This window comes from Curtobacterium sp. MCLR17_039 (assembly GCF_003234745.1).
Classification (GTDB): Bacteria; Actinomycetota; Actinomycetes; order Actinomycetales; family Microbacteriaceae; genus Curtobacterium; species Curtobacterium flaccumfaciens.
The window spans coordinates 1-11,912 of record NZ_QKTF01000002.1; the positions used below are offsets into that span (position 1 = coordinate 1).

Annotated in this window: 6 protein-coding genes, 1 tRNA gene and 1 rRNA gene; all 8 read left to right on the top strand. The window is 72.7% G+C overall.

The annotated features are described in order from the left end of the window. Nucleotides 1-103: ribosomal RNA gene (rrf, locus tag DEJ00_RS02020) — 5S ribosomal RNA — on the top strand; the annotation flags it as partial. Between the two features lie 116 nt (nucleotides 104-219). Next, nucleotides 220-1,707 (top strand): glutamate--tRNA ligase, encoded by a 1,488-nt coding sequence (gene gltX / locus DEJ00_RS02025; RefSeq protein ID WP_111056280.1) that lies wholly within the window; start codon nucleotides 220-222, stop codon nucleotides 1,705-1,707. A 6-nt stretch (nucleotides 1,708-1,713) separates the two neighbouring features. Further along, the gene (locus DEJ00_RS02030; protein ID WP_111056281.1) at nucleotides 1,714-2,745 is read left to right on the top strand and encodes an NAD(P)/FAD-dependent oxidoreductase; all 1,032 of its coding nucleotides are present in this window, start codon (nucleotides 1,714-1,716) and stop codon (nucleotides 2,743-2,745) included. Between the two features lie 45 nt (nucleotides 2,746-2,790). Continuing rightward, nucleotides 2,791-2,862: transfer RNA gene (locus tag DEJ00_RS02035), tRNA-Gln, on the top strand. A gap of 395 nt (nucleotides 2,863-3,257) precedes the next feature. After that, nucleotides 3,258-6,041 (top strand): AMP-binding protein, encoded by a 2,784-nt coding sequence (locus DEJ00_RS02040; protein WP_181440063.1) that lies wholly within the window; start codon nucleotides 3,258-3,260, stop codon nucleotides 6,039-6,041. A gap of 368 nt (nucleotides 6,042-6,409) precedes the next feature. Further along, nucleotides 6,410-7,360 carry a glycosyltransferase family 2 protein gene (locus DEJ00_RS02045; protein ID WP_258373491.1) on the top strand — a complete coding sequence of 317 codons (951 nt, stop codon included), beginning with the start codon at nucleotides 6,410-6,412 and terminating at the stop codon, nucleotides 7,358-7,360. Further along, a complete protein-coding gene (locus DEJ00_RS02050) occupies nucleotides 7,357-8,322 on the top strand; it encodes a glycosyltransferase family 2 protein (protein WP_071246821.1) in 966 nt (321 codons plus the stop codon). Before DEJ00_RS02045 ends, DEJ00_RS02050 begins: the two co-directional genes overlap by 4 nt. After that, nucleotides 8,319-11,882: a glycosyltransferase gene (locus DEJ00_RS02055; RefSeq protein WP_111056283.1), complete on the top strand. Its 3,564-nt coding sequence runs from the start codon at nucleotides 8,319-8,321 to the stop codon at nucleotides 11,880-11,882. The genes DEJ00_RS02050 and DEJ00_RS02055 overlap by 4 nt, the downstream gene beginning before the upstream one ends. The last annotated feature ends 30 nt before the right edge of the window (nucleotides 11,883-11,912 follow it).

Sequence of the window (11,912 nt, forward strand, 5' to 3'; positions counted from 1 at the left end):
CGAGAGGGAAACGCCCGGTCACATTCCGAACCCGGAAGCTAAGCCTCTCAGCGCCGATGGTACTGCAAGGGGGACCTTGTGGGAGAGTAGGACGCCGCCGGACTTAACGTAGAAGAACCAGGGAACCCCTGACCATTCGTGGTCAGGGGTTTTCTGCGTTCTGCGGCCCCTCCACAGGGCAGGTGGGAGGCACAGGTGCCGCGGTAGGGTTGACGGGTCATGACTGCGCCATTCACCACCGCCTCCGGCTCCGACATCCGCGTCCGCTTCTGCCCGAGCCCGACGGGGACCCCGCACGTGGGGCTCATCCGTACGGCGCTCTTCAACTGGGCGTACGCCCGCCACACCGGCGGTAAGCTCGTGTTCCGCATCGAGGACACCGACGCCGCCCGCGACAGCGAGGAGTCGTACGCGCAGATCCTCGACGCGCTCCGCTGGCTCCGGCTCGACTGGGACGAAGGGGTGGACGCCGGCGGCGAGCACGGACCGTACCGGCAGTCCGAGCGAACCGCGATCTACGACGACGTGATCACGAAGCTCAAGGAATCCGGCCACATCTACGAGTCCTTCGTCACGCCGGACGAGATGGAAGCCCGCAACAAGGCCGCCGGTCGTGACCCGAAGCAGGGGTACGACAACCACGAGCGTGACCTGACCGATGCCGAGCGCCAGGCCTTCCGCGACGAGGGCCGCGAGCCGGCACTCCGGCTGCGGGTCCCCGACCGTGACCTGAGCTTCGACGACCTGGTGCGCGGTGAGATCACCTTCAAGCAGGGCACGTTCCCCGACTTCGTGGTGGTCCGCCCGAACGGCACGCCGCTGTACACGTTCACGAACCCGGTGGACGACGCCCTGATGGGCATCACCCACGTGCTCCGGGGTGAGGACCTGCTGTCGTCGACCCCGCGGCAGATCGCCCTGTACGAGGCGCTGTACGAGATCGGCCTCGCGCCCTCTAACCCCGTGTTCGGGCACCTGCCGTACGTGATGGGAGAGGGCAACAAGAAGCTCTCGAAGCGTGACCCCGAGTCGAACCTGTTCCACCACCGTGCCGCCGGCATGATCCCGGAGGGGCTCGTCAACTACCTGGCGCTGCTCGGCTGGTCGATCGGCCCCGACCGCGACGTGTTCTCGATCGACGAGATGGTCGCGGCGTTCGACGTCACCGACGTGAACCCGAACCCGGCCCGCTTCGACCACAAGAAGGCCGAGGCGATCAACGGGGACCACATCCGTCTGCTGGCGCCGGAGGACTTCCGGTCGCGCCTGCTGCCGTACCTGTCGGAGTTCATCAGCGACCCGGCGACCCCGGAGCAGCTCGAGGTCCTGACCAAGGCGGCTCCGCTCGTGCAGGAGCGCATGCAGCTGCTCGGCGAGGCACCGGCGATGCTCGGGTTCCTGTTCACCTCCGACGCCGACCTGGTGGTCGAGGACGACGCCCTGGCCTCGCTCAAGGGCGACACGGCGACGGTCCTGGCGGCGAGCACCGCGGCACTCGAGGGCGTCCAGGACTGGACCACAGAGGCCGTCGAGGGTGCACTCCGTGCAGCCCTCATCGACGAGCTCGGCCTGAAGCCCCGCGTCGCCTTCGGCCCGCTGCGCGTGGCGGTGTCCGGACGTCGGATCAGTCCGCCGCTGTTCGAGTCGATGGAGATCCTGGGCAAGGAGTCCACCCTGACCCGGCTCCGCGCCCTCGCGGCGCGCTGACCGGCCGTGAGCAGCACGGCGCACACCGTCCCGGTCGTGCACGACGTCGCGATCATCGGCGCCGGTCCGGCCGGGTTGAGCGCTGCGCTCAACCTGGTCCGGGCGAAGCGCACCGTCCTGCTCGTCGACGCGAACCGCCCCCGGAACGCCGCGACGCTCCGGTCGCACGGGTTCCTGACGCGCGATGGCATCTCGCCGCTCGAGCTCCGCAAGCTCGGGCGGACCGAGGTCGAGGGGTACCCGGAGGCGACGGTCGTGCAGTCCGTCGTCGACCTGGTGGCCCCGGACGCCGACACGGACACCTGGCGGGTGCACGGCTCGTGGCGCGGCACCGAGCTCGAGGCCCGCGCCCGGACGGTCGTCGTGGCGACCGGGTTGCGTGAGGAGTTCCCGGCACTGCCGATGCTCCGCGCGTTCTACGGCACCGCGGTGCACAGCTGCGTCGAGTGTGATGCGTACGACAAGGCCGGCCAGCCGCTCGCGTTCATCTGCGAGACCGACGACGTGGTCGACCGGGCGCTGCTCATCGCCTCCTGGACCGACGACCTGATCGTCTACACGAACGGGGTGGCGCCGCTCGACGACGCCGGCCGCGCTCGGCTGGCGTCGGCGGGGGTCGTCGTGGACGAGCGGGTCGTCGAGGACCTCGAGGGCGATCGCTCCGGGATGACCGGCGTCCGGCTCGCGGACGGCCACGTCGAGCCGCGGACCGGTGGGTTCGTCCGACCGGTGTGGCACGCCGACCTCGACTGGCTGCGCACCAGCGCCACCACGAGTACGAGCGCCACGAGCGGGAACACGGCCGCGAACGGCGACACGCCCGGAGAACTCGAGGGGCTCCAGCGCGACACGCAGGGACTCCTCGTGGTCGACCGGGTGGGCCGGACGTCCGTCCCGGGGCTCTACGCCGTGGGAGACGTCACGCCTCCCGGGCCGGAGCAGCTCATCGTCGCCGCCGGACACGGCGCCGCGACCGCCGCCGCCGTGCACCGAGACCTGGTGGGTGGTCTTGCGGACCTCCGGGATGCTGTACAGTAGTTGATCGTGCCCCGGGTGACCGGGCCAGAAGGCCGACAGGCCTTTTGGGGTATGGTGTAATTGGCAACACAGCGGTTTCTGGTACCGTCGTTCTTGGTTCGAGTCCAGGTACCCCAGCACTCGATGAACAGCCCCCGGGATCTCCCGGGGGCTGTTCTCGTTCCGGGCTGTTCTCGTACCGGGCTTATCTCGTTCGCGGCCGTGCTGGTTCCGAGCGTCCTCATCGGGGATGCACGGCTCATCCACGGTCACGCCACGGCTGATCCGGAGGTTGCGCGGAACCGCACGATCCCCGAGCCGGGGCGAGCCGCCGTGCGGAAGGCGCCCACGGCGGTGGTCCGGTCGTTCCGGAGTCGTACCGTCCGTGGCGGGCGCAGGCCGCGCCTCCAGACCGGTTGCGGTTCCCCGCACCGGGCTCTCGACTGCTCGCGGGCGGGGGGAGCGCGGACCTACGGTCGGAAGACCGTCGCGGGAGTCGTGGCGGTCCGCTGCTGAGCACCCGAGGTGTCATCGTGACCTCCGTCGACCCGCTGACGACCGTCGATCCCTGGAACCACCCCGCATCCGTGCCCGCGGCGGCCGACCACTCCGTGCTGGACCGCTGGGACCGCGTGGTGGCACTCCGGGGCGACGCCGCCGCGCTCGCGGGCGACGGCCGTCCGTACACCTACGCCGAAGCGGACCGGGCCTCGCGCGCGCTGGCCGCAGCCCTGGCCGTGACACTCCGACCCGACGACCACAGCGGCGCCGGCGTCGGCGACACCCCGGGCGGGGCGTCGAAGCCGGTCGGGCTGATGGCGGGGCAGTCGACCGAGGCCGTGATCGGCATCCTCGCGCTGGTGCGTGCCGGACGGACCGTGGTGGTGCTCGACGACCACCTGCCCGCAGCACGCCTGGCGCACGTGGCCCGGCTCGCCGGCGTCGACGAGATCGTGGCCGACACCGAGCGTGCGGCGCTGGCCGCTGCCGTCGTCGCGGAGCGGGACGGCCGGGTGCACGCCCTCGGCGAACTGCTGGACGCGGGCGAACCACTGGACGCGGGCGGTCCCGGCGCGGCCCCGTCGGCGGACACCGTCGGCTTGCGCCCGGGCGGGCGGGACCCCTTCGCCATCGTCTTCACCTCCGGCTCGACCGGCATGCCGAAGGGCGTCGTCCTGACGCACCGGCAGCAGATCGCCGACGCCGAGCAGGACGCGGTCGCCCTCGGCCTCGGCCCCGGCGACCGGCTCGGTGTCGTCCTGCCGCTGTCCTTCGCCGCCGGGCTCCTGTTCTCGTTCGACACGTTGCTCTGCGGCGGCACCATCGTGCTGCTCGAGCCGCGTGAACTCGGTGTCGAGCGGCTGCTCGGGCGGTTCCGGGACGACGACGTGAACGTGCTCGTCTGCACCCCGCACCTGCTGCGCTCGATCATCGGGTCGCAGAGCGCCCCCGGGTCGCACGGGACCGCAGCTGGAACCGCACCGGTGCTCGGCGGGCTGCGCTTCCTGATGACCACGGGCGAGTCCGTCACCGGCGCCGACCTCGCCGCGGCCCGACCCCACCTGGACCCGGACACACTGCTCCTGAACGCCTTCGGCTCGAGCGAGACCGCGTGCGTCGCCTACTGCCCGGTGGCCCCGGGCGAGCCGGTGCCCGAGGGCGTCGTGCCCGCCGGGTGGCCGTTGCCCGGCAAGACGGTCCTCGTGCTCCGTGAGGACGGCAGCCCTGCCGACCCGGGGGAGACCGGCGAGCTCGTCGTGGTCTCCGACGCCCTGACCGCGGGCTACTGGGGCGCGCCGGAGAAGACCGCCGAACGGGCCGGACACACCGGCGAAGCCGAGGCCGTCGCCGGCATCCCCGTCGGGACCCCGAGCTGGCGGCAGGGCGACCTGGCCCGCGTCGACCCCGACGGGCGGCTCGTGCTGCTCGGCCGATCCGACGACGCCGTGAAGGTCCGCGGCTACCTGGTCGAGCCGAGTGAGGTCGAGGCGGCCCTCCGCGCGGTCCCCGAGGTGCACGACGCGGTCGTGACGGCACAGGTCGACCCCGGTTCCGTCACCCGGCTCGTCGCCTACGTGGTCGGTCGCCCGGGGTACCGCACCCCGGCACCGGGCGCGCTCCGCCGGGCGCTCCGTGAGCGGCTCCCCGAGTACATGGTGCCGGCGTCGATCGTGCCGATGACCGAACTGCCGCGGAACGAGCGAGGCAAGGTCGACCGGGCCGAACTCCCCGGGGCGCCGAGCGTCGAGACCGAGATGGTCGAGGGCGAGTACGACCAGTGGGAGCTCGTCGTCGGGCAGATCTGGGCCGAGGTGCTCGGGCTCCGGGGCGTGCACCTGGACGAGGACTTCTCCGCGCTCGGCGGCGACTCGCTGTCCGCCGAGGAGATGCTCGCCGTCGTGCAGGACCGGCTCGGGGTCGACCTGCGCTCCTCGGACGTGCTCGAGCACCCGACGCTCCGCGCCTTCGCCCGACGGGTGCGGAGCGGGACGAGCGCGCTGCCGAGCCACCCCGACGTCGTGAAGGTGTCCGAGGCGCGCGAGGGCGGCCGTCCGCCGGTGTTCTGCTTCGCCGGTGGCGGTGCCCTGGCGCTGACGTTCCTGCCGCTCTCGCGGCACCTGCCCGCACACGACCTGTACGCGTTCCAGCAGCACGCCCTCGAGCGCCGTGGGATGCCGGACTGGAACATCGAGCGGAGCGCCCGCCGCTACCTCGCCCTGATGCGCATCGTGCAGCCCCGCGGCCCGTACCTGCTCGTCGGGCACTCGCTCGGCGGACTCGTCGCGCTCGAGATCGCCCGGCTCCTGACCGAGAGCGGCGAGCAGGTGGAGCACGTCGTCCTGCTCGACACCTACCTGCCCCGCACGAAGTCCGAACAGGCCCGCCTGCACTTCGGCCGGATGGAGCCGCGCGACCAGCCGAACACCGCCGTCCGGGCCGTGCAGCGGGGGCTCGACCGCGCCGTCAGGCGGGTGCTGCCCGCGGGTGTGCCGTACGGAGCGCTGTTCGCCAAGCGGCTCCGTGCGTACACGGCCGGCGTGCTGCGGCACGGTGGGCAGAAGGACTTCGACGCGTTCTTCGACCAGGCCGAGATCGTCACCAGACGCCACCACCCGACGCCGTTCCACGGGAGGGCCACCTACGTCCTCGCCGACGCCAACCCCGACGCCGCCGGGTGGTCCGCCCTGCTGCGCGGGCCCACCGAGATGGTGCGGATCGCGAGCGAGCACACGTCGCTGCTGCGGGAACCGCACGTCGCCGAGCTGGCGGTCGCGCTGCGGGCCGCCTTCGAGACGGCGGACGTGCCGCAGGTCTGAGACCGGCCCACGAGCGGACGGGAGGCGCGGTGCCAGCTGGCACCGCGCCTCCCGACCGCTCGTCCTGCGTCCACCACCCGCCGGCCGCCGCGCCGGAGGGCCAACCTGCACGAGGGTTGCGGGTTTCCGTATCCGCACCCGGGTGTCCGCAAGGGACCGCACCGCGCATTGACCCTCCCGCTGGCCACGGCGATGGTTGGAACCGCGGGGGAGAGTACCCACTCACCCGCGGCAAGCAGGCGGCGTCGTACCCGCGTCCCGCTGCTCGACCGACGACGGTCACCGTCGTCGATGCGTCATCCGAGGACGCGCCGCTCGTCTCGACGAGCCACCACCCGACAGCAACCCTGACCCGACAGGACCGCGCCATGCCCGCACGTACCGTTCGCCCTGCAGACCCGAGGGTCTCCGTCGTCATCCCGGCACGGAACGAGGCCCGCAACCTCGAGATCATCCTCCCGAAGCTCCCGCCCGTGTACGAGGTGATCCTGGTCGACGGCAACTCCGTCGACGACACCATCGCCGCCGCCCAGCGCGTGATGCCCGACATCCGCGTCGTGCACCAGACCCGCAAGGGCAAGGGCAACGCCCTGGCCTGCGGCTTCGAGGCCGTCACCGGCGACATCGTCGTCATGTTCGACGCCGACTGCTCCGCGGACCCCGACGAGATCCCGCGGTTCGTCCAGGCACTCATCGACGGCGCCGACGTCGCGAAGGGCACCCGGTACTCGCTCGGCGGTGGCAGCGACGACATCACGATCGTCCGGAACATGGGCAACCGCGGCCTGAACATGCTCTGCAACATCATCCTCGGCACCCGCTACAGCGACCTCTGCTACGGCTACAACGCCTTCTGGGCGGACGTCCTGCCGGAGATCGGTCTGCTGTCGTCCGAGCTGCCGAAGCCGGCCGACGGTTCGATGCTGTGGGGCGACGGGTTCGAGATCGAGACCGTCCTGACCTGCCGCTGGTCGGCCGCCGAGCTCGCGATCACCGAGGTGCCGAGCCACGAGAAGCTCCGGGTGCACGGCTCCAGCAACCTCAACGCCGTGACCGACGGCATCCGCGTGCTGAAGTCGATCATGCACGAGCGTCGTCGCGCCGCCATCGGCCGTGCCGAGGTCCGTCGCGCGGCGATGAGCGTCGTCCCGCCGGCCGAGCAGCTCGCCGCGCCGGCTGCTGCTCCTGTCGCTGCTGCGCCCGTCGCTGCGTCGCCGGTCGCTGCGTCCGTCGCGACCCCCGTCGCCGCGTCCGCCGTTGCCGGGGCGTCCGTCGTCGCCGGGGCGTCCGTCGTCGCCCTCGAGGAGGACGTCGCGTGACGACCGTCGCGGTCGTCATCTGCGCCTACACCCAGCAGCGCTGGGGTGACCTGCAGGACAGCGTCGAGTCGGCCAAGCGCCAGCCCGAGGGCCCCGAGGTCGTCGTCGTCATCGACCACGAGCCCGAGCTCCTGGCCCGCGCCGCCGCGCGCTGGCCGGAACTCCGGGTCGTCCCGAACACCGAGGACCGCGGACTCTCCGGGGCCCGCAACACCGGTGTCGCCCTGACCGACGCCGACGTCGTCGCGTTCCTGGACGACGACGCCACCGCGGACCCCGACTGGCTCGGACACATGCTCACCGCGCTCGAGGACCCCGACGTCGTCGGTGTCGGCGGTCGTGCCACGCCGTCCTGGCCGACCGCGACCGGCCCCGGCCCGTACGCCGACGAACTGCTCTGGATCGTCGGGTGCTCGTACCGCGGGCTGCCCGAGACCCCGGGCGACGTCCGCAACGTCATCGGGTCGAGCATGGCGTTCCGCCGCGACGCGATCCTGCTCGCCGGCGGTTTCCGCTCCGGCATCGGCCGCGTCGGCAACCAGCCGCTCGGCTGCGAGGAGACCGAACTCTGCATCCGCATCGCCCAGGCCCGTCCCGGCGCGCGGATCCGGCACGAACCGCGCTCGAACGTCTCGCACCGGGTCTCCCCGGACCGTGTGACGATGCGCTACCTGCGCCGCCGCAGCTACTACGAGGGCATCTCGAAGGCCGTGCTGAGCCGTCGGGTCGGCACCGGTGACTCGCTCGCCAGCGAGTCGACCTACCTGACCCGCGTGATCCCGGGCGCCGTGCTGCGCGAACTGCGTCACGTCGGTCGTGGCGGAGGCCTGCGGGCGTACGCGATCGCGCTCTCCGTCGTCTCGACGGTCGCCGGCTACGCCGTCGGCCGGGTCCTCGGCACCGTCGTCGTGCGGACCCCGCCCGCACCCGCCCCGCTCCCGCAGCCGGTGGGCACACCGTGACCCGCGCGACCCTGGCGATGGTCCTCTCGCCGGTCGTGACCGGGCCGCTCGTCCCCACCTGGGACGGCGCGCTCTGGGTCGGCGAGGTCGACCGTGCCGACGTGCACGCGTCGAGCCACCGGGACGTCATCGCCCTGCAGGGATCGACCGGGTACGGGCGTGCACGCCTGCTCGTCCGCGACCACGGCGAGCCGCTCGGCTTCGTCGAGGCCGAGATCACCGAACGCCGCCGCATCGGCGGCACCATCGACGTCCGTGCGCTGCAGCGCGCGATCCGGCCCATGCCGGCACCCGAGCGTCGGCCGGCAGCAGGTCTGGTGCTGCCGTCCGTCACCGTGGTGCTCTGCACGGACGGTGCCGCCGGCACGACCATGCGGTCGGTGCTCGTGAACGGACACCCCGACTTCGACGTCGTCGTCGTCTCGCACGGCGCCGACGACGGCGGTGTGGCGACCGTCGACATCGGCGGACGCCGCGTCACCACCATCGCCGCGCCCGACGGCGGCCTCGCCGCCGCGCGGAACGCCGGCCTGCTCGTCGCGACCGGCGACGTCGTCGCGTTCGTGGACGAGGGCGCCGTCGTGGACGGCGGCTGGATCGCCGCGATCGCCCGTGCCTTCGCGGCCGACCCGGACGTGGCCTGCGTCACCGGGCTCGTGCCGAGTGCCGAGCTCCGGACGCCGGCGCAGCGCTGGCACGACGACCGCACCCCCGGTGGGCGGACCGTCCGCCGCCGGGTGTTCCGGCTCGACGACCCGGTCGACGACCTCCCGCTGCACCCCTTCGCCGCCTCGGCCTACGGCACCGGCGCGAACCTCGCCGTGCACCGCGCGACCGCGCTCCGGATCGGTGGGTTCGACACCGCCTTCGGCCCCGGCACCCGCGTCGGCGGCGGCGACGACCTCGACCTCTTCACACGACTGCTGTTCGCCGGATCCGCGATCGCCGTCGAACCGGCCGCGATCGCGTGGCAGCGATCGGCGGACGACGTCGCGTCGCTCCGCGCCGCCGCTGCCGCGCACGGCCACGGACTCGGAGCCTGGATGACCAAGAACGCACTCGACCGCGACACGCTGACCGCCTCGGTGGACGCGGCACCGGAGGCCATCAGCGCCTTCGCGCGCCTCGGCCTCGAGCAGGGCGACGACGCTGCCGACGCTGCTCCGGCGAACGGCCACGGGACGGGCACCGCGCGCGACGCGGACACCGTCGACGCCGTTGACGCGGAGTTCGCGGCGACGAAGCGTCGGTTGCGTCGCGTCGAGCGGCGCTCCGTGCTCACCGCTCCGGTCCTGGCGCTCCGGGAACGCATGGGCGGCGCGGGAACGATCGACCGCACGGCGCACGGCCGCCACGAGCTGCAGCGCGGCCTCGACACCGCGGGGCCGGCGCGACCGACCCCCGGTGGCGCGATGGGGCCGGCGGCGCGACTCGGTGCCGCCGCGATCGTCGTGCTGACGCTCGTGCTGGCCGCCGTCGGCAGCGTCGTCGAGCTGCCCACGCTGCGGGCGAGCGCCGTCGCGGTCTTCCTGTTCGCCCTGCTCGGGGTCGCCCCGATGCTGCTCGTCCGTCCGATGGCCCTCGCACGGTTCGCCGTCCTCGCCGTCACCGGGTCGCTCGTCGGCACGATCGCCATCGGGTACACCATGGCGACCTTCCACATCTGGGCGCCGGCGGTCCCCTTCGTCGGTGTCGTCGTGCTCACCGCGGCGGCGCTCGCCGTCTCGGTACCCCGTGACGTGGCGGAGCTCCGTCGCGCCGGATTCGTGCACCGTGCGACCGCTCGGCCCCGGTGGAGCACGACCGCCACCGTGACGGCGCTCTCGCTCGGCGGGCTCGTCGTCGTGGTCGTCGCCGCGCTCACCCACATGGGCGACCCGGTGCCCGCCGGCCTGTTCGGCTCGCTCGGCCCGGGCCTGGTCGTCGGCCTCGTGCTCGTCGTCGCCGCCGCGGTCATCGCCCTGGTGCGCGGCCGCGCACTCGCCGTGCCCGTCGTCGTGCTCGGCGGTGTCGTGCAGCTCGCCCAGGCGATCACGTACGGCGTGCCGACCGTGACCGCCGCCGCCCGGCACATCGGTGTCGTCGAGTACATCCGCCAGTTCGGTGGGACCAACCCGTCGGCCGACATCTTCCAGACCTGGTCCGGCCTGTTCGCGGGCGCCGCCTGGGTCGCCGACGTCGGGGGCATCGTCAACACGATCCTCATCGCCGCCTGGGTGCCGGTGCTGCTCGCGTTCAGCACGACCATCGCGGTCGGGGTCCTGGCGGCGCACTGGCTGCCCGGCGCCCGTCGGCCGTGGATCGCAGCGCTGCTGACCGCGATGACCGGTTCGCTCAACACCACGTACTTCTCGCCGCAGTCGACCGGCATCCTGATGTCGATCGTGATCCTCGTGCTCGCCACCGGACCGCTGCGCGACGCCGCCGTCACCACCGCCGACGGCTCGGTCGCCGCCAAGCCGCGGGCACGGCGGGTGGGGCTCTCGCGGATCATCGCGATCACCCTCATCGGCATCGTGCTCGCCGTGACGCACCAGATCTCGCCGTACCTGACGGTCGCCGCACTCGTCACGCTCATCGTCTTCCGGATGCTCCGCCCCTGGTGGCTGCCCGTCGTCGTGCTCGTGCCGGCGGTGGTCTTCGCCGCGCTGAACGGTGACATCCTCGGACGGTTCCTGTCGCTCGCGGCGGTCGGACGCGTGCTCGACAACGTGCAGCCGCCCGCGCACGACATGACCGTCCTGCCGAAGCCGCTCGTCACGCGCCTGGCGTTCGACATCCCGGCAGCCGCGCTCGTGGTGCTCGGGCTCATCGCCCTGGTGACCGTGCTGATGCGGCGCGACCGGACGCACTGGGCGCTGCTCGCCACCGCCGCGAGCCCGATCTCGCTGCTCGTCGCCACGAACTACGGCCAGGAGGGCGTCTTCCGCGTCGTGCTCTTCGCGACGCCGTGGATCGCGATCCTGGCGGCGGCGCTCCCGATGCCCGCCGGTCGGTTCGCCCCGGTCGGGGCGGTCCTGCAGCGGGGGATGCGCCCGTCCGCCGTGCGGTTCGCGGTCGCCGGAGCAGCGGTGGCGGCACTCGTCGCGATCGGTGCGTTCGGACAGACTTCGCTCGACTGGAACCGCGTCATGACCCGGAGCCAGTCCGCAGCGACGCAGTACTACGACCGCACGGCGCCCGCGGGCTCCGTGATGCTGCTCACCGGCTCGGCCAACGCCGTCCCGAGCAACACCGGCGCACGGTACTTCGACGTGGGCTACCTGTCCCGCGAAGCACTCGGCCCGTACCCGGACCCGACCGGCGGCTACGACGCCGAGGCCGACCTGTCGAACGTGACGCGGGAACTGGTCGTGAACTGGTCGGCCACCGGCTACTACGCCCTGGTCGCGGAGCCCTTCGGCGCCTACGACGAGCGGTACGGCTACCAGAGCGATGCCGACTACCAGGAGCTCGCCGCCGCCATGGCGTCCTCGCCCTACTGGAAGCGGGTCTGGTCGTCGGGGACGACCGCGATGTACGAACTGACGACGGAGGGCCTGCGCCATGCAACCGACTGAACCGACCTCCGACAGACCGCGACGGACGCG